This is a genomic window from Sphingobacterium sp. WM (assembly GCF_029542465.1).
In the GTDB taxonomy this organism is placed as follows: Bacteria; Bacteroidota; Bacteroidia; order Sphingobacteriales; family Sphingobacteriaceae; genus Sphingobacterium; species Sphingobacterium cellulitidis.
Window position 1 is genome coordinate 1988635 of sequence record NZ_CP120709.1, and the last position, 25625, is coordinate 2014259.

Consider the following 25625-nt stretch of genomic DNA (forward strand, 5'->3'; position numbering starts at 1 on the left):
TATTCGAATAGGGAAATTTATTTTTTGTAGCAATTTAATGTAAACAATCGTTATAATGGAATAACTATTATAAATATAAACCATTGAAATTATGAGACATCTACTTATTCTTGCATTATCTCTTTTATTCTTGAGTTCCTGTGAAAAGGATGGTATTAATGTGACTGATTGTGAAAAAAAAATGAGGAATCATTTTAAGGATCAATTAAACTGTAAGGAAAAAGGTTCTTATGAAAGTAACCTTTATAAGGGGACATATGATGGTAAGACCATATACTTTACTAATATTGTCTGTATTTCTTGTTTGACAATGCCTCCAAATGAAGGTTATACCTGTGATATGGAAAAGGTAAAAATTGAGAATTTTAATGATGTGAAAGATATAAAAATGGTGTATAACAGTTGTACTAAGAATTTTATCAAATAAAAGGAAAGCTATTTAGGTCAATGGGGTTTGAATAAAACTTTTATTTTTGTTGATAATGGGAAAAGAAATAATTATCGATGGGAATAAAATCCATGACAAGACTAGTTTTTACGAAGAGATTAATAGAAAGTTCATGCAAAATGAGAGTTGGCAGTTGGCTGAGAGCTTAGATGCATTTGATGATTTATTATATGGTGGTTTTGGCGAAATCAAGGAAGGGGAAGAGGTGAAATTAGTTTGGCAAAATTTTGAGGAAAATCGAAACTCGTTAGGATTAGAATTTACAAAGGAATATTACTCAGAGAAGTTGCAGCATCCAGAAGATTTTGATACCAACATCATTCAAAAAAAATTGGATGACTTGGAAAATGGATCGGGACAAACTTATTTTGAAATCTTAGTTGAGATTATTACCGAACATTCGAATATAGAATTGATAAAGAAATAGGCGATCAAATGATCGCCTATTTCTTTATGTCATTTAAACTACAGCTCTTTTCATTAAGATGTCCGTTTGCTCATCGGATCCTAATTTAAAAATGTGTTTATCAAATTCTTCGAAACCATTTTTTTTATAGAAGCTAATGGCTCTGGCATTTTCCTCCCAAACTCCAAGCCATATAGTGGGAACTCTTAAATTCTTTGCTGTTTCTAGGGCTTTGAAAAATAATAATTGACCTACCAGTTTACCATGGTGGCTTGCATATACATATATGCGTTCAATTTCTATATGATCTTCTAATTTGATTTCAGTTTGTGCATTTCCAATATTTAGTTTTAAATAGCCAATTGGATTTTCTTGATCCCAAGCTATATAAAAGATGGATTCTAAATTTTTTAATTCATCGTGAACTTGATGGTCTGAAAAGCGATTACTGATGTAATCGTTCATATCTGCTTCCTCATTTCTGGACTGGAAAGTCTCAATAAAGGTTTCACGACCGATTTTCTGAATAATTAGCATGTCATCAACTGATGCTACTTTGATTTCTATCATAATATTAAGTCCAGGGAAGCTTAAAAGTATTGATTTTTAAGCAATGAAAAGGTAATTATTATAAGTTATGACGTTTATATTATAGTTAGTTATGTGTTTTGTTGTTTTATTATAAATCGATAGGAAAAGAAATCGTTTGTAATTTTTTTATTTTATTTAAAACATCAAGGAAAACCAATTTACTTTTTAATTGTTTGAAAATAACAGCAAGAGAAAGATTGTTATAACGCATATCGCAATACAACCATAAATTGCAGATTGACTCTTCTCAGAAATAGTTTACGATTTATATGTCAATTTGCATACGATTATACCCCAAGCGATTTGGGGTATAATTATTTTAGGATATGCTGAGGATTGGATTCTTGATTCAGAATATAGTGAAAATGCTTTAGAAAGGAATTTCAGTTCAATAGTAATCCTTGTTAATTACTAAATTATTGTTATTTTGAAACCAATCGATCTAATGAATTATGTGTTACCATGTTGGTTCGCCGAGTAAATCGGAATTGAAGAATAAACTACCTAAGAAAAAAATATATTATCCTAATGAACAAGAGATCTTCCATGTTTCGGGATTTACGCGACCATTTTTGCCGGTTACTTTGAATCAAGATACGGATGTTGTCATGGAAGCACGATGGAAATTAATCCCAGGATGGATAAAGTCGGAAGTAGATGCTGGTAAATATGCCAATACTTTGAATGCAGAATCAGAAAGCATTTTTGAGAAGGCTAGTTATAAGAATTATATCCTTGGGAATCGTGGATTGCTCTATGTTACTGGATTTTATGAACCACATAAAGTAAGTGGAAAAAAGGATTCTGAGAATTATTTTATTTATTCAGGAAGTAAGGAGCTATTGACGTTAGGGATTGTTTATTCCAATTTTACGGATCAAGAAACCGGAGAAACCTACCCGACATTTTCAGTTATTACCACAGCTGCAAATCCATTGTTGGAAGAAATCCATAATGAGAAAAAAAGAATGCCTTTGATTATACCTGAAGCGTCTAGGGATGCATGGTTATTTGCAGATGGCAAAGAAGAAATAATGGCCTTGATGAAGCCTTTTGAAGGGGAATTAAAGGGGCATCAGGTCTATCGTGTCACCGGTGCCAGAGGGGAAGATACCAATACCCCGCAAATCCAAAAGCCTTGGACTGGTCAAATCAGTTTGTTTTGAAAAATCAAATAGCTATGAAATATAAAAACCTATACCTATCAACATTAATTGGATCCATAGCCTTAAGTTCCTGTTCAGTAACCCAAAAGATGCAGGATAAGCCTTATATCTATATTCAAAAAGAAAAGCGTGAAAACAAAAAGTGGAAGTTAGTTTGGGAAGATCATTTTGAGGGTACACAATTAGATACCACGAAATGGAGTCGAATTCCGAAAGGGGGGTCTGATTGGAATCGTCATATGAGTACCTCAGATGCAGTATTCCGAATGGAAAATGGCAAGTTGTTTTTATTGGGGATTAATAACCCTGATACTATTACAGATCCCCGACCATTTATTACGGGCGGGATTTGGAGTAAGAATAAGTTTGCCTTTCAATATGGGAGAATAGAGATCCGTGCAAAATTAGGAAGTGCCCAGGGGGCATGGCCAGCGATGTGGATGTTGGCAGAACTTGATAAGTATGGGAAATATCCTATGAATGGCGAGATTGATATCATGGAGCATTTGAACTATGATAAGATTATTTATCAAACGACACATTCGCATTATACCTTAAATCTAGGACATAAGGATAATCCGCCGCATGGGGGAACTGCTGCGATCGAATCAGAAGAATATAATACTTATGGCATCAGTTGGTATCCGGATAAAATAGTTTTTCAATTGAATGGGAAGGATACATTTACCTATCCAAGGGTAGAGGGAGTAGATTCGAGCCAGTGGCCTTATGATCAACCTTTCTATATCTTGATAGATCAGCAGTTAGGTGGCAGTTGGGTTGGAAAAGTAGACCACAGTCAATTACCAGTAGAAATGGAGATTGACTGGGTAAAAGTTTATCAATAGAAAAAAAGCCGGCCAAACTTAGGTTTGACCGGCTTTCGAAAAATTATATTCTAAAATTAAAATTGCAGATTTATTTTTTTGGACAAGCCACTCTTTTACGGCCAGTACCAGTTCCAATAATTACAGTTTTTCCATCGACTTTTTGACTGACAATAACTTCGTTTGGTCCGGTTCCATCCCATGGAACATTGTTGAATTGTTGGTTACCTTTCATTCTTAATTGAACTAGATTTCCACCACTTGTTTTGCTACCATACATGGTTATTTGTCCATTTCGGCTAATCAAGATTCTTACCAAAGGCTTGTCAGCAGTTCCTTTCATATTAAATACTTGAGGAATATTACCCGTTGCATATTCAGTTCCATCAACAAATTCTATATTTCTAACGGTACCTAATGATGGGTTGGTTTGGAATTGAATCTGATCATTTTCGGAAGTTCCAAAAATATAATTATCATTTACTTTCATGTTAAAAGCATTATCCAAATCAGTGATATCGAATTGGAACCCATAATTCGCTTGTGGAGCATCGAATGTTCTTCTAATGTATGAGTTGTTAGGATAATAAGTACTACCAATAATAATTCCGGTAATTTTTCTTCCATACCAATCATACCAAGTTTTCTCAGGATAATTCCAATTCAAACCAGAGGAAGTAACATTTTGTGTACAAACTCTAAATCTTAGTAATAATTTATATTTATGTCCAGGGGTAATTTTTATATTAGGAACAGAAATATCCGTTTTTGTTTCACCATCTAATGTAATGGATCCAATTACAAAGTTTGCTGTGGTTGTAGCAGGACTAAATATTAAGGTAGAATCAGCGGTAATAGTTGTAGTTGAACCCGGTACACTAGGAAAATTAACATTAGCCATTGTCGTACCAGAAGAGAAAGTCAGTGAATTATCACTTATTTTTAAGTTTCCTGCAGCTCTGGTAGGTGTGATTCTAGTATTCGCAATTGCTTGGATTGAACCAGTCATACTATTATCCATTTCAATAGATGTAGTAATTTGGCTGAATTGGTGAACCAGAATAGCGTCCAAGTAACTATCTCCGTGAGGTATATATAATTTTTTCTTAAAGTACATTAAGTCACCAGAAACACTATTAATAGATGCATTATTTAATGAATTTTGGTTAGTTACATTCGGTAAGTCTGTAGTACTATTAACGGAGTAGATAACGAAAGTATAAGTTTTACCTGCGTTAACTTTAAGCGGGTTATTTGGATCTTCTGAACCAAAGATGTAGTCATAGTTACCTTGATGAGAGCCATCCTCATTATATACCATAATGCGGTATTTTACTCCATGTTTCAAAGTTTTACGTACTACTTGGGATGCTGCTCTATTTTCAGAGTTTACAGCAGCAGAGTAATTCATTGCTGAAGATTCAGAATCTTTTAAAACAATTACCTCCATATTCAGATTATCACTAATTTGAACATTCGATAATTGTACGTTTGATTCAGGAGATCTTTTTGTTGTTCTACTATTACCAACTAAAATATTTTCTTCTTCTGGAGATCCAACGGAAAGGTTGAATTTTACAGTTGTATTTAAATTTCCAGCCGATTCTGATTCTGATTTTTGACAGGATTGAAAGCCGACAAAAAGGACAGCAAGAAAGAGTATGCTTTTAAGTTTCGTCATCTTTTTCAAAAGTGTAAATTCCATTTTTTGGGTTTTAAAGATTTTAATAAGAGAAATTAGAACCAATCAATTTGTTTCGTGTCTTGATCGTCCTCGATCCATTGATCTTGCATAGGCGTGTTAGGACCTCCAGTTCTGATAATTGCAGAACCAGTAGCTATTCCTTCTTCAAGATGAACAGTTTGGATTTCTATCCTTGGGCTAGTGTAAATTTTATCCATAATGCGATGCACCTAGTGTGTGTTTTATTTTTACTTTTTGTGATTAAAAGTTAATAGTTAATGATTTTCGGTAAAATCCAATGATTTCCCTATGAAAACACTGTAAATGTAGGTAGTTAATTCATTTTCTTATATGGTACACTAACTTGTTTCGAGGGTTAATTTTAAATTGTCGATTCATCACTACAGAATAGTATCGATATCCGGTAAAAGCTTTAAAAGCGTCTAACTGACCCTTATTATTTGTGTAAAAAAATGGCAGAAATTGATCAATATTTAGGAGTATAGTTTAACGAAATAGGTAGGATTGGATTATAGGATGTATTGGAATATTTTTTTGAACTGATTTTCCAAAAAATACAGTTTGAGATAAAATGGAATTTGTCAAAAGGATGGGCAATGAAGGATAGGAAAGAGGGGATTTTTGGGATCATACCGAAAGTTTGGGGGGTTAAGATTTTTAAGCATACAATTTCATCACTCTGTACAGGAAGAATGTTGTGTCCCTAACGCCACGGAAGACGCTCCTGAAAGCTTTGAGTTTTGCATTGAATGATTCTGCCGATGCATTAGTACTTCTGTTGTCGAAGTAATGGAGAATGTATTGATGATGAGCTGCAATTGATCTTGCTACGCTCTCAAAGGAAGCAATGCCCGCATTCTCAACCTGATTATGCCACAGGCCTAGTTTGGTAAATGCGACCTTTTTGTCCCGGCATTTGTTGAAGATGTCTCCTAAGGCAATTCCAAGATCATAAGCCTGTTTTAGCTTAGGAAACCGCATGAACAGCAATTCAGCCCGGTTTTTTTGGCTTTCTGACCATCGGCTGGGATGCTTGAACAAAAGGTATCTGGATCTAGCCAACAGCTGTTTGAGCGTATCACCATTAGGCAATAATTCCGGTTCATATGGGATTCCTCGCTTTCGCGACTCCATTATCTTCTTGCTTTCTGCATCCAACACCTCCCAACGATATTTGATACGGAGTTCCTGTACGGCATCATAGGCTAACTTTTGGACATGGAACCGATCGACCACACGTCTAGCGTTCCTGAAACATCTACGGATAGCCTTGGCCATGTTGGGAGCCATATCCATGGTCACCTCCTTTACCTTATTCCTTGATCGCAAGGGTATTCGCTCAAGAACAGCTATGATATCCTCAGCCTTTGTGCCTTTAATAGTTGCTAGGATCGTTCCTTTACGCCCTTTTGCCGATTTACTGCTAACAATGGTATATAATTCACCGTTGCTAAAGCTGGTCTCATCGATGCTCAGGTGTTCCGAGATGTTTTCAGGGAACAATGTCCAGCTCTCTGCATGCGGCTTTTGGTCCCAATCATGGAAATCACTGAGGTGATTCTTGTATTGATCCTGTAGTTGCTTGCCGTCCATCTGGAAGAACAGACCTACCAATTGGGCGCTTACAGGATAGCTATCCAAATATCTTCTTTAAAAAAAGCCCGAATTCCGTAGTCATTCGAGCGCCCTCACGCACTAGGTTCCAATCTCTTGTGATGATATCTCCGGTATCCAGTACCGTCCAGCGACGGCGACGGATATGTAGCGTAACTTTCTGGCCTCGAATGGGAAAGTCTGAAATCTCGGTGGAAGGCATAAAACCCTTTGACTCCAACTTGCTGTTCTCATAACCTGTCGGAGCAATATTAAGTTCATCTAAATAAATATGGAGTTGATTGTCGACCTGATCGACTTCTAAGATCTGGAAGTATTCCAAAAGCCCTTCGGGCATCAATAAGGATAGTAATTTACGTTCGGCTTCTTGCAAGGGATATCTGTATTAAAGACGCTAAACTAAGAAATTTCTAACACTCCCCCCAAGAATTCAGCTTGATCCGATTTTTGAAGAGATATATTTTTTATAAAACAGGATGAATAAAAAAAGCTCGTCGGACCTGACGAGCTTTTCGATTTAGTACCTAGGGCGGGAATCGAACCCGCACTCCCTTAACGGGAACAGGATTTTAAGTCCTGCGTGTCTACCAGTTCCACCACCTAGGCAACTGAGCGAAAGACGAGATTCGAACTCGCGACCCCAACCTTGGCAAGGTTGTGCTCTACCAACTGAGCTACTTTCGCTTGACGTGCTGCAAATATAGAGAGATTTAGTAAAGTTGAAAAATAATATTTCGACAAAAGTTGCAATGTGCTTGTAATGTGAGTAATAATTTTATCACGAAGCTATAAAAAGGGTTCAAGAATAGCATTTACAGTGATTTTTTAGCTATTTTCGTGTTTTAAATGTGGAATATGCAACTTAGACTTTTTACTTTACTATTTTTCTGTTGTTTGGTTCAGATTGTTAAATCAGAATCCTATCCAGAAGTCATATTTGATAATAGTTTGGTTAAAGGGTCCTATGCACGTAGTATTGTGAATTACAGTGGCGATAGCTGGGTTGAGAATGTTCAAAAGAATTTGTTGGTCTCGGATAGCTTATTCTTTACACCTGGAAATGCTTTGTCGTTGAAATATATTTCTTCAGAAACTGGCGACTGGGATGTATTAATCCGTTATAGTCGGCAAAAGTTTCATTATCGTGTTTCCTTGGATGATAACTTAAGTTTAAAATTATTTGTTGGAACTGAAGGGACGAAGCCTGAGAATTTACCATCCATATCCATTCAACAAGGATTAAATCAATCCATATCCATTCCATTAGGGGATTATATTGAAGATTATAATAATAGTAGCTGGATGAGTGTAAAAATTCCACTTCGGGAATTTGCAGGACTTAATATTGACCAAAATATAACCGGAATAATTTTAAGGCAACATCACTCCAGTACGGTTACTAATCAGCTATTTTTAGATCAGATGGAGTTTTTACCATCTAAATATTCCGAAGCTCCATTAACCTCCAATGCTGTATTATCAAAGGCATCTGCCTATGGTAAGCATATTGACCTACAATGGCAGGTTCCATTGACCCCAAGTATTCGTTATGTTAAGATTTATCGATCTGAAGACAATAAAGAATTTAAGGCTGTGGCTATTCGCCCAACCTATATGTTAAGAGGTTTGGATTATGTACCAGTTTTGACCAAAAAGTATTATTACAAGATTGCTTGGGTTGACTATAATTATAGGGAGTCTCCATTTTCAGAGGTATTAGAGGTTGAACCAAAGCAGTTGAATGAAAGTGAGTTAATGGATTTGATTCAGTTGGCGAGTGTAAATTACTTTGTCGAGAATTATGATATTAATTCTGGGATGTACATGCCTTATCGCATGAAGGATAAAGCGTTGGTTTCAGTTCGTGAGACTGGAGGAGCCATGTTAAGCATGTTGGTTGGCGTGGAGAAAGGATTTGTGAGTAAGTCACTTTTTTTAAGCAGGGTGAAAAGGATTGTAGGATTTTTAGCGAAAGCGCAAAATAATAAAGGTTTTTTTCCGGCATACTTTGATGGACGAAAAGGATTGCCTGTTTACTTGGATGATCAACCTCGATATGATATACAGGCCACTAGTTCATTGATGGAGGCCTTATTGGTCATTCGTCAATATTTAAATAATGATGCAGCTGAAGAGAATAAATTAAGGGGTGACATCACTCAATTATGGGAGCGATTAGATTGGCGGGGAGTAACCCTTCCTTCGGATCCATTGGTTTTGAAGTCATCAATTAACATGGTTGATGAGTATTTTTCATTTGACCCTTTAGTTGGGATCAATAATGGATTGAATGCATACATGTTAGCGATTGCATCTACGAAGTCAAGTTTAGCGCCAGAAGCATTTGCGAATGCTTTAAAATATAAATTTGAAAAGCCTCAGGTTCGGGGTAACCTAAGAAGATTGGGGAATAGCGAAGAGAGTCAAGCAACAGATTCTGTTGTAACAGCAGTTAATGAAGAGAAAAAATTAGTTTCAGCAGCAGGACAGGATACTGTTTACAAAGTTTTGGCAACGCATGATACGCTGATGTATGGAATTAATTTGCCATTTGGCAATTATACCAGTAGTTTATTGGATATGTATAGACCCTTTAATACTATCAATCCGAATTTGAGTAAGGTTGGGGATTATGATTTAAAGGGCGTATTGCAGAAGTATACGCAGGTTGCCAAGCGTAGGGATAATGAGATTGGGGTAGGGACTTCGAATTCTGACATTTGGGGTTTTTATCAATATCGGGATAGTATTGGGACATTTCGGATTAATCCGGCAATAGCGATTTCATCGATGTTTTTGGATGAAGCAAGATCTAAGCGATCGCTTCATGCTTTATACAATCAATTTGGGGAATTTTTATTTACAGAATATGGATTTCGGGCCTGGATGGATTTACGGACGGATGATGTTTCGGATGAGTATATTGCGAGTAATCAAGCAAATCTTTCAATACTTTTGGAGAATGCCCGGACAGGCTTGATCTGGAAGTTATATCAGGCGATTCCGGAAATCCAGTCAGCGGAGCAAAGAATCTTTAAGAAGTGAAATAATTAATAGTAATATCATTATATTTACGCAATCAAAACAATAAAAAAACACATGAAGCGAATCAACTATTTAACTTTAATTTTTTTAGCGGGTCTTACCTTATTTTCTTGTAAGCAACAGGCTTTGGTTGTGAATCCAGGAGCTGTAGTGACCCAGGATGGTACCAATGACGGACTTAAAAATGTAAAGAGAGAGTTTGAAGATGCCAAGCAAACGAATGAGGGGATTTTGGTTTCTATCTCATCAGATTTATTGTTTCCAACAAATTCTTCCTATTTAACTGATGGAGCAAAAACAGAGTTGAGTAAATTAGTGAAGGTTTTGAAGGGGAGCAATGCAGGATCCAAAATCAGGGTCGATGGACATACCGATGCTACGGGAACACCGGAGTATAATGTATGGTTATCCGATAAGCGCGCTGCTTCAGTGGAGAAATTTTTGGTTGAAGCGGGAATTGGAGCTTCCAGGATATCAACAAAAGGTTTAGGTCAAACCAAACCTATCGCTGATAACAAGACTGCAGAAGGAAGACAGAAAAACAGAAGAGTAGAGGTTGTGATCTTAAAATAACCTTTAAAAAAGAAATATATAAAGGCGCAGTTCTGACAAATCAGAACTGCGTTTTTTTATCCATTATACCTGAGTAATGGATTGGCTGTATTGTGGAAAATCTGCGCAAAAAATAGCTGAAGAGTTAAATTCCTAGTTTATATTTAATTAAAGCTGTGGATATTTTAGTTGGCTGGAATTGGTCGAAAATTAAGATAATATTAAGTATTTTTGTTAGTTATATAGTTATAGGGAGAAGAGAACGATGTACATAATTTTTGATACGGAAACTACGGGTTTGCCAAAGCGTTGGGATGCACCAATTACGGATACCGATAATTGGCCGAGGTGTATTCAGATAGCTTGGCAATTGCATGATGAAATGGGGAGATTGGTTGAGCATCAAGATTATTTAATAAAGCCTGATGGTTTCAATATCCCATATGATTCGGAGAAGATCCACGGTATTTCAACTGAATTAGCAGAATCAGATGGTATTCCATTAACTGAGGTTTTAGTAAAATTCAATGAAGCCTTATCAAAAGCCAAATTTGTTGTTGGTCAGAATGTTGGCTTTGATGTCAATATTATGGGTTGTGAATTTTACCGGTATCAGGTTGATAGTCCGATGTCTTCGATGCCTGTTTTGGATACCTGTACTGAAGTTACCGCTGAATTATTAAAATTACCGGGCGGTCGTGGTGGTCGTTATAAATTACCCACCTTAACAGAATTACATAGTTATCTTTTTGGCGTTCCATTTTCGGAGGCCCATAATGCGACTGCCGACGTTGAAGCGACAACACGATGTTTCTTCGAGCTTATCCGTAAGGATGTATTTTCGGCTAGTGACCTACAGGTTGATACGGGTTACTTTGTTGAATTTAAGACTGAGAATCCGACATTGGTTGAGCCGGTAGGCTTAAAACATGTAAATTTAAAAGCAGCTTCAGATGCGATCCGTCAAGCGGAAAGCATGGGGGTGAAGAAAGTGGTTATCGACGCAGAAACCCTTGCCAAATTCGAAGCCGCGGAATTTGCACATTTACATAATCATACCCAATTTTCAGTTTTACAATCTACTATTTCCATTGACAATTTAATTCAGGCTGCTGCAAAACATAACATGCCAGCTGTGGCGATGACGGATCATGGGAATATGATGGGTGGCTTTCACTTTGTAAGTAAAACCCTGAGCCATAACAAAGAGATTGAAGCAAAAATAAAGGAGGCTGCAGAGAAAGGTGAAACTTTTGAAGGAAAAACCATCAAACCGATAGTTGGTTGTGAGTTTTATGTTTGTGAAAATCGAAAAGATAAGAGTCGTAAGGATAATGGTTATCAGGTAGTATTCTTGGCGAAGAATAAACATGGTTACCATAATATGGCTAAGATGGCTTCAATCGCCTATACTGAAGGGTTTTATTATGTTCCTCGGATTGATAAAGAAACCGTTGAGCGCTATAAAGAGGACCTTATTGTATTATCGGGAAATTTAAATGGTGAAGTGCCGAGTAAGGTGTTGAATATTGGGGAAGCCCAAGCTGAGGAGGCCTTAATATGGTGGAAAGAGCAATTTGCTGATGATTTTTATATTGAATTAATGCGTCATGGTCAAGAGGATGAAAATCGTGTAAATGACACTTTGGTTCAATTGGCAAAGAAACATCAGGTTAAGGTAATTGGTACCAATAATACTTATTACGTCAATAAATCAGACGCCCATGCACATGATATCTTATTGTGTGTGAAAGATGGGGAGAAATTATCGACACCAAAGGGTAGAGGTCGAGGATTTCGATTTGGATTACCAAATCAAGAATATTATTTCAAATCTGCTGAAGAAATGAAGCAGGTTTTCAAAGATACCCCTGAGGCCATCATTAACATTCAAGAGGTTTTAGATAAGATTGAGGAATATTCCTTAAATCGGGATGTCCTGTTGCCGAAGTTTGAAATTCCGGAGCAGTTTCAATCTCCAGAAGATTTAGTAGATGGTGGTAAACGAGGTGAGAATGCATTTTTAAAGCATTTGACCTATCTAGGTGCAGAACGCCGCTATGAAGAAATTACGGATTCCATTCGAGAGCGATTGGATTTTGAACTGGCGACCATTGAAAAAACGGGATATCCGGGTTACTTTTTGATTGTTCAGGATTTTATTGCTGCGGCACGTGACATGGGAGTTTCAGTAGGTCCAGGTCGTGGTTCTGCGGCAGGATCGGCAGTAGCCTATTGTTTAGGGATTACCAATATTGACCCTATCTTGTATGACTTACTATTTGAGCGTTTCTTAAATCCGGATCGTGTGTCGATGCCGGATATTGATATTGACTTTGATGATGAAGGTCGTGGTCGGGTTATGCAATATGTGATTGATAAATATGGGGCATCACAAGTGGCCCAGATTATCACTTATGGTACCATGGCTGCGAAATCTTCCATTAAGGATACAGCCAGGGTATTGGATTTGCCACTTTCTGATGCCAATGAGATTGCGAAATTGATTCCGAACTTAAAATTGAATAAGATTTTCAATTTAGAGGATAAGGCTTTAAAGGAGGTCTTACGAGCGGAAGAGTTGGAAGCCGTCAATAAATTAAAATCCTTGGCGGATGGTGCTGGGATTGAGGCAGAGACCATCAAGCAGGCTCGGGTTCTGGAAGGTTCAATGCGGAATACAGGTATTCACGCCTGTGGGGTAATTATTACGCCAGATGATATCACGAATTTCGTTCCAGTTTCCTTGGCAAAGGATTCAGATTTATATGTTACGCAGTTTGACAACTCGGTTGTAGAGAGTGCGGGATTACTAAAGATGGACTTTTTGGGGTTAAAAACGTTAACCCTAATCAAGGATACTGTAATTAATGTGAAGTTGCGTCATGATATCGATTTGGATCCGGATAATTTTCCGATAGATGACGAAAAGACGTATGAGTTATTCCAAAGAGGTGAGACGATTGGTATTTTCCAATATGAATCTCCGGGGATGCAGAAATACATGAAGGAATTAAAGCCGACAGTTTTTGCGGATTTAATTGCGATGAATGCCTTGTATCGTCCTGGACCAATGGAATACATTCCAAGTTTCGTTAAGCGGAAGCATGGTATTGAACCGATTACCTATGACTTGGATGCCTGTGAGGAATATTTAAGTGAGACCTACGGGATTACGGTTTATCAGGAGCAGGTAATGCTTTTGTCCCAGAAGTTAGCAGGATTTTCGAAGGGTGATGCCGACGTACTTCGGAAGGCGATGGGTAAGAAGCAGAAAGCAGTTTTGGATAAGATGAAGCCAAAATTTGTGGCTCAAGCAGAAGCGAATGGCCATAATGCGAAAGTCTTGGAGAAAATCTGGACTGACTGGGAAGCCTTTGCATCTTATGCCTTCAATAAGTCACACTCCACCTGTTATGCTTGGGTTGCTTATCAAACAGCATATTTAAAAGCCCACTACCCAGCGGAATATATGGCTGCAGTATTGTCCAATAACATGAACGATATCAAGCAAGTTACCTTCTTTATGGAAGAGTGTAGGCGAATGGGCTTAACTGTTTTAGGTCCAGATGTTAATGAGTCGCATTATAAGTTTACTGTAAATGATGAGGGAGCGATTCGCTTTGGTATTGGAGCTGTAAAAGGTGTTGGAGCAGGGGCTGTTGAGACTATTGTAAATAGTCGTGCAGATGGTCCTTATAAATCTATCTTTGACTTGGCGAAGCGTGTTGATTTACGGATGATCAATAAAAAGGCTTTCGAAAGTTTAGCCTATGCGGGAGGTTTTGATTCCTTTGGAGATACGCATCGGGCTCAATATTTCTATTCCGATACCGAAAGTAGTTCAGGCATAGAAAAAGCCATAAAATTTGCGCATAAATTCAAGGAGAATGAGAATTCAGCGCAGGTAAGTTTATTTGGATCTGGTGGAGCAGTAGAATTACCTGAGCCAACGATGAATCCATGTCCAGCATGGGGATTGATTGAGAAATTGAAATATGAGAAGGATGTAATCGGTATTTACTTAACGAGTCATCCTTTGGATAATTATAAATTTGAGATGCGACATTTCTGTCCCAATACAGTTACTGATCTTCAAATGATCAATAAGGTAAAAGCGGCAGAAGTAGAGCAGGAGGTTCTGTTAGAATTTAACCGAATCAAAAATAAGGAAGTTGTATTAGGTGGAATAGTGGCTTTGGCGAACCATAGGGTTGCCAAGTCAGGGAAACCATTTGGTTCATTTATTATTGAGGACTACTCTGATTCTTATGAGATTATGGTTTTCGGTGAGGACTATGTTAAATTTAAAGGTTACTTGCAGGAAGGTTATTTTGTTCAGATCAGAGGATTAGTTCAAGAACGTTTTAAACAGGTTGGAAATTGGGGATTTGAGTTAAAAGGTATTCAATTGTTATCTGATTTACGGGAGAAGATGGCAAAGAGTTTTACTATTCAATTTCCATTGCATGTCTTGAATCAGGAATTCATGCAATCCTTACAAGAATTAATAAGTTATACGCAGTTAGAAGGGCAAGAAGCGAATTGTCAGTTGAAATTTATGATCATGGATCTTCAGGATGAATATTCTATAGAAATGCCTGTAAAAAGGAAGAAGATATTTATTACGAATGAGTTTCTGGATGGACTAGAAGCCTTGGAGAGTGTGAGATATAAATTAAATTGATAGGTTATAAAAAAAATAATAGTTGTATTTAAATAGCATGTATAAGCGATTGCTTATATTTGTGTACATTATAATTGTAAAAACATAAAACATAATCAAAATGGCATTAGAAATTACAGATGGCAACTTTGATGAAGTTGTATTGAAATCAGATAAACCAGTACTTATTGACTTTTGGGCAGAATGGTGTGGTCCATGTCGTATGGTTGGTCCTTTGGTTGATGAAATTGCAACTGAATACGAAGGTAAAGCAGTGGTAGGAAAAGTTAATGTAGATAACAATCCAGATATTTCTGTACGTTATGGAATTCGTAATATCCCGGCATTGTTGTTCTTTAAAAATGGTGAGATCGTTGATAAACAAATCGGCGCAGTGCCTAAGTCAGTTTTAACTGAGAAATTAGAGAAACAACTTTAAAAAACTAAAAAAGAGCGATTTATTATCGCTCTTTTTTAGTTTTAGTATTTAAGTAGAGAGTATTTAGTATTTAGACCTAAGCGGGCTAACCGCGAGGACTGAACATAATCGTAAGCGGGATAACCGCGGGAATTGTATCTTGTCGTGAGCGGGCTAACCGCGAGGACTAAACATAATCTTAAGCGGGCTATCCGTAGTTTTAGTATTTAGTATTTAGTATTTAGTATTTAGTATAGAGTATTTAGACATGAATGGGCTAGCCGTTTTAGGGTTTTGTTAGAGATTGATATTATATTTAAATCCTAAAGTTGCCCATCTGCTTGGCATTGGAACTGCTCCGACTTCTATATATTGGGTATCAAAGATGTTTTGAAGGTCTGTATATAGGGTATATTTTGATTTTTGGAACGCTACGCGAGCGTCAGAAACAAAATATGAATGATTGGAGGTTCTGTTAAGCCATCTGTTTGCCGTACTTATTGACCAACTTCCTGTTTGAAATGTTAAAGACCCTATAGCTTGATGTTTTAAACTTTCAATGCCATATTTAATAATAGCATTCTGATAATCATTGATTATTGAAGAATTTAGATAAGTGTAGGAAAGGCTCAAGTTGATACTTGAAGAATTTCCTAATTGTCGATTGTAAAGAATGTTCGAAAATATTCCGTGGGTTTTATTATTCCCAAGATTCTGAGCCTGATAAGGTTCACTTGTTGAAGTTCTCATCCAATCAATAAAATTATCAATATCCCTATAGAAGTAACCCGCTTTTACAGTTAGGTTAGCCAATTGATAGGAAGTTCCAATTTCATTTTGCCATGCATTTTCACTTTTTAGATTTGGATTTCCAATGTTTCCTGGTCTTTGGTTAAGATAAAGATCTGTGAAAGTTGGGATTCGTTGACTAGTTCCGCTGCTGGCAGAAATTTTCCATTTTTCATTGATCAGGTAACTTACATCCAAGCCTGGGAATACTTGCCAGTCGTAATCGGTATTGTAATTAATATATGCCCCTAAATTGAAGATGAATCTTTTGAAGTAGGTTGATCTGAATTCAGAAAAGAAGCCCAGATTATTACGACTGTGGTCACCAATATTTGAGGAGTTAATGGATTCATGTCTGGTTTCGAATCCTAATCCAAGATCTCCAAAGGTAAATTGACGGTATGCATTTAATTCACCTGATACGCTATGTGTATAATGATGACTTCTGCCTTTGGATAAATCATCTTTAAAATATCTGTAATCATCATCATTATATCGATAATTTACTCTTGGGCTTAGATACCAATGCTCTTTAATTTGATGATGTGAAGCGATGCTAGAGATAAAAGTTTGGACCAATTCCTCTGAGTTTTTATCCCCAGGAGCAGCATAATATCCATTTGCACCAAATTGATTATTGATATAACCCGCCATCATCTGAATCTTATTATTATCATTCAGGATAATGTTATTCTGGTAGAATATTTTTTCATTATCGCTAGCCGTATTATAGCGTTGTCCATTACTATGTTCCTTACTGGCGTATAATTGATGTTGGTTGTTTTTCCTGTAGAATGTACCCCCAAGTTGAACTCCAGAGCCATAGTAAGTACCATTTTTATCTTCCTCTTCCACTTTATCAAAAGAAGATCCTGCAAATAGATGGGCGAATACAGAGTTGTTTTCTACTTGTTTAGTAACAATATTCACTGCACCAGTTAGGGCATTTATTCCATACATTCGAGAAGCGGGTCCGCGAAGGATCTCAATTCTTTCGATCGATTCAATTGGAATAGGGATATTTAACATATGGTGCCCAGTCTGAGGGTCAGTTAATTTAACACCATTAATCAATACCAAGGTTTGGTCAAAGCTACCACCGTCGATTCCAATATCAGCCTGAGTGCCAAATGGTCCCCTTTGTCTAATGTCTACTCCTGAAACATATCTTAATACTTCATTAATACTTGTACTAGGCAGGTTTTTAAGATCCTTTTGAGTCAGAACCTGAATGTTCCGACTATGTTGGTTGAAAGGAATCTGAAATCTATTCTCTTGGATAATAACTTCATTGATCTTAGTTGTATCCGTGGTAATATTTTGAGCAAGTAAAAGATTAGGTACAGCAGAAAGAAGAATTAATAATTTTTTGGATGACATTTTAATTAAATTTTCTGCGAAATTAGTTAAAATAAATATTTAGATGAAAATTCTAATGCCATTCTTCTCTACCTTGAGGGATTTTATGTTTTGACAGGTCTATGGTATCAGTAGGAAGGTCATTCATTTTTAGATAGGACAAATCAGGTTGGCCAGCATCTACCCATGCAGTAAACCACAGAGAGCCAATTGCATGAATGGATTTTTTCATTCTTTTATGGACCATTCCATTTAATTGTTGATGATAAGTTTCCACATAGTAATCGGAGTAATTCGTTTGTATTTGTTGTCCGCGTAAGATGTAAGATTTATGTAGGATCTTGGGTAATTTTTGAGAAAGATATTGTTCAAGTTGCAGCACTGAATCGAGGAGTGCATTGCTTTCCATAACAATCGACCAGGCATAATCGAGGACATTATCAATGTAATTTGCAGGACCGACATACAGGTTATATTTTTTGGAATATTTTTCGGGGAGTCTTGTTTCCCAGAGGGCATGAATTCCGATTTGATTTGTTTGCTGACCGTTGTAGTTGCTGGTTGTATGTAAAGGGACATGCGCATCGGCAGTATAATGGCCCAAGTCAGCAGAAACCTTAATAATTCTATAGCTATCTTTTTTGTAGAAAGCATTTCGGAGTTGAATAAATGACTTTTCAATTTGCCAGGGGACAATCCCTCTGCTCATGAGGAGTTTTTCATTATATTTTTCTTTGGCTTTATTCCAGGGGATCTGGATGGAATCTTTATGGGGAATTTGGTCGAGGTCAATAAAATGGCGTGGAGATTCTTTCGGGTCGATATATACTCTTTTATCGGCATTTACAGCATAGTCTCGGATTTTGATGAGATATCTTTTATAGAAATCATTCAAGGGTGGCGGCAGAGTAAATATGGCATTAGAATTTATTATTTTGTGGGGATAGAAACCCCATGCGGAGAGGGTTATCATTATGATTATCGACAACATTAAGATAATGGATCGTTTCATCTTGTGATAGAGGGTTTTATCGAAAATTAATAATTTTCAGTTAAGATAAGTAGAATTTTGTGGAAACATATTAACTGAAATTTGTTACTTTGTTAGAGTCAAATTCAGAATCGATGAAAATATTATATGCTGTTCAAGGGACTGGAAATGGGCATTTATGTCGCGCGATAGACATTATTCCCTGTTTACAGGAGTATGGTCAGGTAGACGTTTTGATCAGCGGGATCCAAGCTGATATTGAATTACCCTTTAAGGTGAAGTACCGTTATCATGGATTGAGTTTTATTTTTGGTAAATCCGGGGGTGTTGATTTATGGAAAACCTTCATGAGTTCGACGGTGAGGAAGTTTGTTAAAGAGGTGAATTCTGTTCCTGTAGAGGATTATGATTTGGTTATAAATGATTTTGAGCCTATTTCAGCATGGGGATGTTATTTTAAGGAGAAGAACTGTATAGGTTTAAGTCATCAGATAGGGGCATTTGACCCATCGAGTCCAAAGCCTGAGGAGTCGGATATGTTGGGAAAATTTATCATGAAAAATTATGCGCCGGCAAATATTTCTTATGGATTTCATTTTAAATCCTATGCTTCGCATATTTTTACCCCAGTAATTCGGCAGTCGGTTCGAGAATTGGAGCCTAAGGATTTGGGTCATTATACTGTTTATTTGCCTTCCTATGATGATTCACATTTATTAAAGCATCTTTCCCGGTTTACGGATGTGAAATGGGAAGTTTTTTCCAAGCATAATAAAAAGCCATTCCGGTTGAAGAATGTATCCATAAACCCGATAAATAGTGATGCCTTTGTACAGAGTATGGCCGAATCTTCAGGAGTTCTTTGTGGGGCAGGCTTTGAAACCCCGGCAGAAGCCTTATATTTAGGGAAGAAGTTGTTGGTTATTCCTATGAAAAATCAGTATGAGCAACATTTAAATGCTGCATCATTAGAGGAAATAGGAGTTCCAGTCATTAAAAGTTTAAAAAAGAAGTCGGAATTAGATATTGAATCCTGGCTAAATGCAAAATCTAAAGTCAGTGTAGACTATCAAGATTGTACTGCAGAAATAATAGATAAAATTGTAAAAAACCATAAACCATAATGAAGTATATATTAGGAATCTTTTTTTGTTTAGCGCTGAATTCAACCGTTAATGCTCAGGCATTGGCCAATTCGAAGGATTCTTTATCCTATGCATTGGGCCAGGACTTAGGGTCTTATATCAAACGGATGGATTTACCATTGAATAAAGATCAACTTTTGAAGGCAATAGGAGATGTGCTGGATGGAAAGGAAGTAGTATTCAAGGATGAAGAGCGCGAAGGCATTATTCGTAATGGCTTACAAAAGATTCAAGATGAGAAGAATGCTAATTTAAAAAACGCTGCTGAAGAATTTTTGGCGAAGAACAAAACCAAAGCAGGAATCAAAGTAACTCCAGAGGGAGTTCAATATGAAGTTATCAAGGAAGGAAAAGGGCTAAACCCATCGCTTAGTGATACTGTTACGGTACATTATATTGGGAAAGTCTATACGGGTGAGAGTTTTGATAATTCCTATGAGCGAGGCGAACCTTTGGATTTGAATTTAAATTCTGTCATAGAGGGTTGGAAAATAGGAATTCCCTTGATGAAGAAAGGGGCAAAATACAGATTTTTTATTCCATATACATTAGGATATGGAGAACGAGGTAGTGGACCTATTCCACCGTATAGCACTTTAATATTTGAAGTAGAGTTGCTAGATATCAAATCAGCAAATGAGAATGCAATATAATTTATTGGGAAAATCAGATCTTCGAATTTCTGAAATTGGACTTGGTGCCATGTCATTGGTTCAAGGTCATGATCAAACCAATGGCTATATTATCAAACATGCGCAAGAGTTAGGGATCAATTACCTGGATACTTCTGATCTTTATGATAAAGGGAAGAATGAAGAATTGATTGGTCGTTTAATTGGGGCTGACCGAGATAAATGGATTTTAGCTTCTAAGGTTGGCAATAAATGGCGTCCGGATGGAAGCGGTTGGGATTGGGCACCAGATAAGGCCTATATCTTAAAATCGATTGATGAATCCTTAAAACGGTTAAATACGGATTATCTGGATTTATATCAACTTCATGGCGGGACTATTGAAGATCCATTTGATGAGATTGTAGAGGCGTTTGAGCTGTTGGTAAAGCAAGGGAAGATTCGGTATTATGGGATTTCATCCATTCGTCCCAAGGTCTTTTTAAATTATGCTCAAAACAGCAATATTGTTTCTGATATGATGCAATACAGCATTTTTGATCGAAGACCAGAGGAATATTTTCCGCAATTACAGGAAAGCGGGATTTCGGTATTAGCTCGAGGAACCATTGCTCAGGGTTTGTTACTCAAAAAACCAGCTCAGAAATATTTGAGTTATTCTGTACATGAGGTTCTGGAAATTCAGAAGAAATTAGCAGAAATCTCCAGTAATTATGATTTAAATAGGTTGGCTCTCGCCTTAAAATATCCTTTACTACATTCACCAGTTGCCTGTAGTGTGGTTGGGATTCGGACAAGAGAACAAATCAATTCCTTAGATGAGGTTTTTGATGATATGCAGAAGATAGATCTTAGTGTATATGCAGATTTAATTGAAGTTATGCCTACAATAAGATATGAAGTATAAAATTGGCTATGTCGATAGAATACAAAAAGAAGGTCAGGGATAAATCCTGACCTTCTTTTTGTAATAGGTTAATCATAAACCTACTGATTAAAATATTTTTTAAGAATTGCTTTTAAATCTTCAGGAGTATCAATGGCGTCATTAATATGGTTTGAAATGGCAGTTTTAATTTTATAGCCATTATCTAACCAGCGCAATTGTTCGAGGGATTCAGCAGTTTCTAGTTTGGAGATTGGAAGGGATGCTATCTTCTTAAGAGTATCTACTTTAAAACCATAGATACCGATATGATTATAATAAGTTTCGTTTTTCAGCCAATCTTGGATGTTTTTACCTCTTAGAAAGGGGATAGGTTGCCTGGAGAAGTAAAGCGCTTCTTGATTTAAGTTCAGTACAACCTTTGGTTTATTGATATTTTCAAGATCCTCGATTTCAGTGATTGGTCTGACCAGGGTTGCGATTTGAACCTCAGGATTTTGGAAGCAAGAAACAAGCAGATCAATTTGTTGAGGATCAATAAATGGTTCATCACCTTGGATGTTGACTGCGATATCGAATCCACTGATATTACTGATTACTTCAGCACAACGGTCCGTTCCAGATTGATGATCTTTTTTGGTCATGACAACATTTCCGGCGAAGCTTTTCACATGGTCAAATATACGTTGGTCATCAGTTGCAACGACCACTTCACTTAGAGAAGCGGCATGTTTAACTTGATTATATACACGTTGAATCATGCTTATACCCGCTATATCAATCAAAGGTTTTCCGGGGAATCTCGTTGAATCATATCGAGCGGGGATTATTCCAATTACTTTCATGGATTAAAAATAAGAAAAGCCGATGAGAATCGGCTTTTTAGTTTTTAAAATAAACCGAAGAGCTCGGCTTCTATTTTTTGAATGATTTTTCCTAAATCTTCTTGATTATTTGCAAAATCAAGATTATCCTTATCTAAGATCAAGAGTTTACCTTCTGAGTAATTATTGATCCATTTTTCATATTTTTCATTCAATTTAGAAAGATAATCCAGACGAATTCCGGATTCATAATCACGGCCTCTTTTTTGGATATTATTGACCAATGTTGGGACAGATGCACGTAAATAGATTAAAAGATCAGGAGGTTTAATGTAGTTTACTATGCTTTGAAAGATATCGGAATAGTTTTCAAAGTCTCTAGCGCTCATTAATCCCATATCGTACAAGTTTTCCGCAAAGATATATGCATCTTCATAGATAGTTCTGTCTTGGATCATATTGATTTCTCTATTTTGAAGATCTACAATATGACGGAATCTAGAATTAAGGAAGAAGATCTGCAAGTTGAAAGCCCAGCGTTTCATATCACTATAGAAGTCTTCCAGGTAAGGATTATTTTCTACTGCTTCAAATTGCGGTTCGAAGTTCAGGTGTTTAGCAAGTAATTCTGTTAAAGTTGTTTTACCTGCTCCAATATTTCCAACGATTGCTATATGCATATTCTAGTACAATTTTTTTAAACCGATAATTTCACGAACTTCTTTCATAGTTTTTTGGGCACTTTCATGTGCTTTTTCAGCGCCTAATTTGAGCACTTTAGCAATGTAAGCATCATCTTTACTGATTTCATTAATTCGAGCTCGTACATCGCTAGTTGCGATTAACATATCTTCAGCGAGTTGCTTTTTGAAATCACCATAACGGATTTCTGCTTTATTATATAATTCATCAAAATGTTGAAGTGTATCTTGTGTTGATACCACATTCATTAAGTCAAATAGATTTTGTACGGCTTCTGGTTTTGTTTGATTTTGTTCAGTAGGCCCAGCATCAGTCACTGCTCGCATGATTTTTTTACGGAGGATCTCTTCAGTATCTGATAAGTAGATACAATCAGCGTCACCATTTGATTTTCCCATTTTACCTTGTCCAGACAGGCCAGGGATTTTAATTAGTTTATCCGCATATGAGAATGCGAAAGCTTCTTTGAAATAATCCACTTCGTACAAACGGTTAAATCTATTTGAGAAAGTTCTGGTCATTTCAAGGTGTTGTTCTTGGTCTTTACCAACAGGTACCTTAGTTCCGTGATGGATTAAGATATCACAAGCCATCAATACCGGATAAGTCAATAAGCCCGCATTTACATTGTTAGGATTTGCTCTGACTTTATCTTTAAAGGCAGTTGATCTTTCCAATTCGCCCATATAGGCATTCATATTCATATATAAATACAATTCGGCGACTTCAGGGACATCCGATTGAACATATATAGTTGACTTTTCAGGGTCCAATCCAGCTGCAAGGTATTCTACGACCACATTACGGACTGTTTCTTGCAGTCCATGGGGTGTAGGGTGAGTGGTTAATGAGTGTAAATCTGCGATAAAAAAGAAGCAGTTATATTCGTCTTGCATTTTGACGAAATTTTTTAATGCTCCATAATAATTCCCAAGGTGTAATTTTCCGGTACTTCTAATACCACTAACAACGGTTTCCATATAACTGCGAAGTTACATAAAAAACAGGAAATTACCGACAGGATATCAAGATGATAAGCTGAGGTTAATCGATTTAAGCTGCTTTAAGCGGAAATAATGCTTCTTTAATAGATATGCGGGTTTTCGAGAAGATCCGTTACATAGCCTAAAACTTCGGCTTCTTGAGCTCCATCTTCCAACATGGAGAAAGTCAAATAGGCGGCATAGATTTCACAACTAAAGGTTACATGTTTATCCGATACGATTGTATCGATAATTCCTTCACGGACATCAATTCCAAAATGTTCCAATTCGTTGTGTAGGTTGGTTGATATACTATCATGATCTTCACCGGAAGCAAATCCTACGATGATATGGAGGATTAGTTTATCAAACAATTCCGGGTTCATATTTCTGAACTTATTAGAATACAATTCAGCATCAAAACGACTTTTCGCACTTGAGACGATTTTGTCCCAAATCAGGTACTCAGTTTTAGTTTGCATAATAGAAGTTTATATATTGTTAAGGTAAATATAATCAATTGTCCTCTTTAATACAACGGGTAAAACGGTTTAATCTTATGATGTTTATGCAAACAATTGCCTGGTTTAATTGGTTTTAAGAGTAGGTTTTAAAAATTAATTATTATGAATTCAGAAGATAATAACAAGAAGAAAATTAAGGATGATGATCAAGGGCCAAAGGATCCGAAGGATTTGGCATATAATGCTGAGGAGGCTTCTTATGAATTGGATGTTAATGATAATGATCCGGATTGGGATCATCCATCGGATTATGATTCCATAAGTGAGGGTGCTGCGGATGATGATTCTACTTATGATTCTTCGAATCCTTTAGTAGGGGATGAATATGCACCCTTAGATGAATTGGAACGGGAAGATTTGGAGGAGAATGATATGCATATTGAAGGGGAGAGTATTGTCCGGGTTTCGAAGGAAGATGAGGAATTATCACGGGATGCCGAGGATGAGCGTGACGATCTGGATGAAGAAGGGTATCCAAAATATGAAGGTTATTAAATCCTAGTTGATAGGTCGTTTATTATACTTGAATAGCTATATTTAGGCTTTCAAAATTATTAATATGCAAATTGATTTAACAGGGAAAAAGGCATTGGTTGGTGGAGCAACCGGCGGAATAGGGAAAGCTATTGCAAAGGAATTGGCTTCTTGTGGGGCTACCGTTACTTTGATGTCTCGAAATGAGGATAAGTTAAAGGAAGTTATGAAAGAATTGTCTGTAGAAGGCGGTCAAGAACATGATTATCTGCAAACGGATTTTATGGATTTTGAGAAGCATCAAGGAGTCTTAGCCAAATATTTTGAATCTCATCAGGTTGATATTTTGGTGAATAACACGAATGGTCCTTCGGCCGGAACTGTTTTGGATAAGGGTATTTCAGATTATCAGCAGGCTTTTGATTTATTGTTCAAGAATGCGGTTTATACATCGGAGCTAGCGTTGAAGGGGATGCGGGAATCTGGTTTTGGTCGGATTATTAATGTTTCCTCCTTGACGGTCAAGGAGCCACAAGATAGTTTGGTTCTATCAAATAGTATGCGCGTAGCCTTGCTGAGTTGGAGTAAGTCTTTATCAAAGGCAGTAGCTGCAGATGGTATAACAGTTAATTCTGTTTTGACAGGTTATTTTGCGACAGATCGATTATATGATCTGATGAAAAATCAAGCGGCGAATGAAGGAGTTTCCTTGGAGGAAATAGAAAAGCGCCGGATTGAGAGTATGCCCATTAAGCGTTTGGGTAAGCCAGAAGAATATGGCTATTTAGCTTCTTTTTTGGCGTCAGATTATGCAAGTTTTCTAACTGGGGCTTCCATTCCATTGGATGGTGGGCTTTCCAGTGTAATATTTTAAAGAA

At 36.8% G+C, this 25625-nt stretch carries 24 protein-coding genes and 2 tRNA genes; 13 read left to right on the plus strand and 13 right to left on the minus strand.

Annotation, left to right across the window (positions count from 1 at the left end; translation table 11 throughout):
• Window positions 1-91 precede the first annotated feature (91 nt).
• Window positions 92-427, plus strand: coding sequence for a hypothetical protein (locus PZ892_RS08505; protein WP_182499645.1), 336 nt, complete (start codon window positions 92-94; stop codon window positions 425-427).
• Between the two features lie 55 nt (window positions 428-482).
• Complete coding sequence (locus PZ892_RS08510; RefSeq protein WP_094256321.1) at window positions 483-875, plus strand: barstar family protein; 393 nt, start codon at window positions 483-485, stop codon at window positions 873-875.
• Between the two features lie 33 nt (window positions 876-908).
• Here the strand turns inward: PZ892_RS08510 and PZ892_RS08515 are convergent, their stop codons facing one another.
• The gene (locus PZ892_RS08515) at window positions 909-1424 is read right to left on the minus strand and encodes a GNAT family N-acetyltransferase (protein ID WP_277712777.1); all 516 of its coding nucleotides are present in this window, start codon (window positions 1422-1424) and stop codon (window positions 909-911) included.
• Between the two features lie 473 nt (window positions 1425-1897).
• On the opposite strand from PZ892_RS08515, the gene PZ892_RS08520 reads away from it, so the two are divergent.
• The gene (locus PZ892_RS08520) at window positions 1898-2611 is read left to right on the plus strand and encodes an SOS response-associated peptidase family protein (protein WP_277712779.1); all 714 of its coding nucleotides are present in this window, start codon (window positions 1898-1900) and stop codon (window positions 2609-2611) included.
• Window positions 2612-2625: 14 nt separating this feature from the next.
• Window positions 2626-3459: a glycoside hydrolase family 16 protein gene (locus PZ892_RS08525; protein WP_094256324.1), complete on the plus strand. Its 834-nt coding sequence runs from the start codon at window positions 2626-2628 to the stop codon at window positions 3457-3459.
• Between the two features lie 70 nt (window positions 3460-3529).
• Here the strand turns inward: PZ892_RS08525 and PZ892_RS08530 are convergent, their stop codons facing one another.
• The 6 genes from PZ892_RS08530 to PZ892_RS08555 form a co-directional block, all read right to left on the minus strand.
• Window positions 3530-5143 carry a hypothetical protein gene (locus tag PZ892_RS08530; protein WP_277712780.1) on the minus strand — a complete coding sequence of 538 codons (1614 nt, stop codon included), beginning with the start codon at window positions 5141-5143 and terminating at the stop codon, window positions 3530-3532.
• A 32-nt stretch (window positions 5144-5175) separates the two neighbouring features.
• Complete coding sequence (locus PZ892_RS08535) at window positions 5176-5340, minus strand: hypothetical protein (RefSeq protein WP_179221508.1); 165 nt, start codon at window positions 5338-5340, stop codon at window positions 5176-5178.
• Window positions 5341-5800: 460 nt separating this feature from the next.
• Window positions 5801-6784 (minus strand): transposase, encoded by a 984-nt coding sequence (locus tag PZ892_RS08540; RefSeq protein WP_233449869.1) that lies wholly within the window; start codon window positions 6782-6784, stop codon window positions 5801-5803.
• The gene (locus tag PZ892_RS08545; protein ID WP_094258934.1) at window positions 6777-7130 is read right to left on the minus strand and encodes a transposase; all 354 of its coding nucleotides are present in this window, start codon (window positions 7128-7130) and stop codon (window positions 6777-6779) included. The genes PZ892_RS08540 and PZ892_RS08545 overlap by 8 nt, the downstream gene beginning before the upstream one ends.
• Window positions 7131-7278: 148 nt before the next feature.
• Window positions 7279-7363, minus strand: a tRNA-Leu gene (locus PZ892_RS08550).
• Between the two features lie 5 nt (window positions 7364-7368).
• A tRNA-Gly gene (locus tag PZ892_RS08555) sits at window positions 7369-7441 on the minus strand.
• 171 nt (window positions 7442-7612) lie between these two features.
• On the opposite strand from PZ892_RS08555, the gene PZ892_RS08560 reads away from it, so the two are divergent.
• The 4 genes from PZ892_RS08560 to trxA all read left to right on the plus strand — a co-directional run bounded on the left by PZ892_RS08560 (window position 7613) and on the right by trxA (window position 15459).
• Complete coding sequence (locus PZ892_RS08560; protein ID WP_277712781.1) at window positions 7613-9802, plus strand: glucoamylase family protein; 2190 nt, start codon at window positions 7613-7615, stop codon at window positions 9800-9802.
• Window positions 9803-9856: 54 nt separating this feature from the next.
• Window positions 9857-10375, plus strand: a complete 519-nt coding sequence (locus PZ892_RS08565; protein WP_094256327.1) for an OmpA family protein — start codon at window positions 9857-9859, stop codon at window positions 10373-10375.
• Between the two features lie 244 nt (window positions 10376-10619).
• A complete protein-coding gene (gene dnaE, locus PZ892_RS08570) occupies window positions 10620-15041 on the plus strand; it encodes a DNA polymerase III subunit alpha (RefSeq protein WP_277712782.1) in 4422 nt (1473 codons plus the stop codon).
• 100 nt (window positions 15042-15141) lie between these two features.
• The gene (gene trxA, locus PZ892_RS08575) at window positions 15142-15459 is read left to right on the plus strand and encodes a thioredoxin (protein WP_094256329.1); all 318 of its coding nucleotides are present in this window, start codon (window positions 15142-15144) and stop codon (window positions 15457-15459) included.
• Between the two features lie 276 nt (window positions 15460-15735).
• On the opposite strand, the gene PZ892_RS08580 is transcribed toward trxA, so the two are convergent.
• Together PZ892_RS08580 and PZ892_RS08585 are read right to left on the minus strand one after the other, a co-directional pair.
• Window positions 15736-17607: a TonB-dependent receptor gene (locus PZ892_RS08580; RefSeq protein WP_277712783.1), complete on the minus strand. Its 1872-nt coding sequence runs from the start codon at window positions 17605-17607 to the stop codon at window positions 15736-15738.
• A gap of 52 nt (window positions 17608-17659) precedes the next feature.
• Window positions 17660-18598, minus strand: a complete 939-nt coding sequence (locus PZ892_RS08585) for a zinc dependent phospholipase C family protein (RefSeq protein WP_277712785.1) — start codon at window positions 18596-18598, stop codon at window positions 17660-17662.
• Between the two features lie 113 nt (window positions 18599-18711).
• Here PZ892_RS08585 and PZ892_RS08590 point away from each other — a divergent pair, with 113 nt between their 5' ends.
• From PZ892_RS08590 to PZ892_RS08600, 3 genes are read left to right on the plus strand one after another with little or no spacing between them, the layout of a single operon-like run.
• Window positions 18712-19701 carry a glycosyltransferase family protein gene (locus tag PZ892_RS08590; RefSeq protein ID WP_094256332.1) on the plus strand — a complete coding sequence of 330 codons (990 nt, stop codon included), beginning with the start codon at window positions 18712-18714 and terminating at the stop codon, window positions 19699-19701.
• The gene (locus PZ892_RS08595; RefSeq protein ID WP_277712787.1) at window positions 19701-20375 is read left to right on the plus strand and encodes an FKBP-type peptidyl-prolyl cis-trans isomerase; all 675 of its coding nucleotides are present in this window, start codon (window positions 19701-19703) and stop codon (window positions 20373-20375) included. The genes PZ892_RS08590 and PZ892_RS08595 overlap by 1 nt, the downstream gene beginning before the upstream one ends.
• Window positions 20365-21261, plus strand: a complete 897-nt coding sequence (locus PZ892_RS08600) for an aldo/keto reductase (RefSeq protein WP_277712789.1) — start codon at window positions 20365-20367, stop codon at window positions 21259-21261. The genes PZ892_RS08595 and PZ892_RS08600 overlap by 11 nt, the downstream gene beginning before the upstream one ends.
• 80 nt (window positions 21262-21341) lie before the next feature.
• Here the strand turns inward: PZ892_RS08600 and kdsB are convergent, their stop codons facing one another.
• From kdsB to PZ892_RS08620, 4 genes are all read right to left on the minus strand, one after another.
• A complete protein-coding gene (gene kdsB / locus PZ892_RS08605) occupies window positions 21342-22085 on the minus strand; it encodes a 3-deoxy-manno-octulosonate cytidylyltransferase (protein WP_277712790.1) in 744 nt (247 codons plus the stop codon).
• A gap of 44 nt (window positions 22086-22129) precedes the next feature.
• Complete coding sequence (locus tag PZ892_RS08610) at window positions 22130-22744, minus strand: deoxynucleoside kinase (protein ID WP_094256336.1); 615 nt, start codon at window positions 22742-22744, stop codon at window positions 22130-22132.
• Window positions 22745-22747: 3 nt separating this feature from the next.
• Complete coding sequence (gene trpS, locus PZ892_RS08615; RefSeq protein WP_182499633.1) at window positions 22748-23746, minus strand: tryptophan--tRNA ligase; 999 nt, start codon at window positions 23744-23746, stop codon at window positions 22748-22750.
• Window positions 23747-23850: 104 nt separating this feature from the next.
• Window positions 23851-24231 (minus strand): hypothetical protein, encoded by a 381-nt coding sequence (locus PZ892_RS08620; RefSeq protein WP_094256338.1) that lies wholly within the window; start codon window positions 24229-24231, stop codon window positions 23851-23853.
• Between the two features lie 144 nt (window positions 24232-24375).
• On the opposite strand from PZ892_RS08620, the gene PZ892_RS08625 reads away from it, so the two are divergent.
• The gene (locus tag PZ892_RS08625; RefSeq protein ID WP_277712792.1) at window positions 24376-24768 is read left to right on the plus strand and encodes a hypothetical protein; all 393 of its coding nucleotides are present in this window, start codon (window positions 24376-24378) and stop codon (window positions 24766-24768) included.
• A 64-nt stretch (window positions 24769-24832) separates the two neighbouring features.
• The gene (locus PZ892_RS08630; protein WP_277712793.1) at window positions 24833-25621 is read left to right on the plus strand and encodes an SDR family oxidoreductase; all 789 of its coding nucleotides are present in this window, start codon (window positions 24833-24835) and stop codon (window positions 25619-25621) included.
• Window positions 25622-25625 lie beyond the last annotated feature (4 nt).

Excerpts from the sequence above, each read along its gene's own strand:
- PZ892_RS08505 (WP_182499645.1), top strand. The coding sequence starts at position 92 with ATGAGACATCTACTTATTCTTGCATTATCTCTTTTATTCTTGAGTTCC.
- PZ892_RS08510 (WP_094256321.1), top strand. The coding sequence starts at position 483 with ATGGGAAAAGAAATAATTATCGATGGGAATAAAATCCATGACAAGACT.
- PZ892_RS08515 (WP_277712777.1), bottom strand. The coding sequence starts at position 1,424 with ATGATAGAAATCAAAGTAGCATCAGTTGATGACATGCTAATTATTCAG.
- PZ892_RS08520 (WP_277712779.1), top strand. The coding sequence starts at position 1,898 with ATGTGTTACCATGTTGGTTCGCCGAGTAAATCGGAATTGAAGAATAAA.
- PZ892_RS08525 (WP_094256324.1), top strand. The coding sequence starts at position 2,626 with ATGAAATATAAAAACCTATACCTATCAACATTAATTGGATCCATAGCC.
- PZ892_RS08530 (WP_277712780.1), bottom strand. The coding sequence starts at position 5,143 with ATGGAATTTACACTTTTGAAAAAGATGACGAAACTTAAAAGCATACTC.
- PZ892_RS08535 (WP_179221508.1), bottom strand. The coding sequence starts at position 5,340 with ATGGATAAAATTTACACTAGCCCAAGGATAGAAATCCAAACTGTTCAT.
- PZ892_RS08560 (WP_277712781.1), top strand. The coding sequence starts at position 7,613 with ATGCAACTTAGACTTTTTACTTTACTATTTTTCTGTTGTTTGGTTCAG.
- PZ892_RS08565 (WP_094256327.1), top strand. The coding sequence starts at position 9,857 with ATGAAGCGAATCAACTATTTAACTTTAATTTTTTTAGCGGGTCTTACC.
- dnaE (WP_277712782.1), top strand. The coding sequence starts at position 10,620 with ATGTACATAATTTTTGATACGGAAACTACGGGTTTGCCAAAGCGTTGG.
- trxA (WP_094256329.1), top strand. The coding sequence starts at position 15,142 with ATGGCATTAGAAATTACAGATGGCAACTTTGATGAAGTTGTATTGAAA.
- PZ892_RS08580 (WP_277712783.1), bottom strand. The coding sequence starts at position 17,607 with ATGTCATCCAAAAAATTATTAATTCTTCTTTCTGCTGTACCTAATCTT.
- PZ892_RS08585 (WP_277712785.1), bottom strand. The coding sequence starts at position 18,598 with ATGAAACGATCCATTATCTTAATGTTGTCGATAATCATAATGATAACC.
- PZ892_RS08590 (WP_094256332.1), top strand. The coding sequence starts at position 18,712 with ATGAAAATATTATATGCTGTTCAAGGGACTGGAAATGGGCATTTATGT.
- PZ892_RS08595 (WP_277712787.1), top strand. The coding sequence starts at position 19,701 with ATGAAGTATATATTAGGAATCTTTTTTTGTTTAGCGCTGAATTCAACC.
- PZ892_RS08600 (WP_277712789.1), top strand. The coding sequence starts at position 20,365 with ATGCAATATAATTTATTGGGAAAATCAGATCTTCGAATTTCTGAAATT.
- kdsB (WP_277712790.1), bottom strand. The coding sequence starts at position 22,085 with ATGAAAGTAATTGGAATAATCCCCGCTCGATATGATTCAACGAGATTC.
- PZ892_RS08610 (WP_094256336.1), bottom strand. The coding sequence starts at position 22,744 with ATGCATATAGCAATCGTTGGAAATATTGGAGCAGGTAAAACAACTTTA.
- trpS (WP_182499633.1), bottom strand. The coding sequence starts at position 23,746 with ATGGAAACCGTTGTTAGTGGTATTAGAAGTACCGGAAAATTACACCTT.
- PZ892_RS08620 (WP_094256338.1), bottom strand. The coding sequence starts at position 24,231 with ATGCAAACTAAAACTGAGTACCTGATTTGGGACAAAATCGTCTCAAGT.
- PZ892_RS08625 (WP_277712792.1), top strand. The coding sequence starts at position 24,376 with ATGAATTCAGAAGATAATAACAAGAAGAAAATTAAGGATGATGATCAA.
- PZ892_RS08630 (WP_277712793.1), top strand. The coding sequence starts at position 24,833 with ATGCAAATTGATTTAACAGGGAAAAAGGCATTGGTTGGTGGAGCAACC.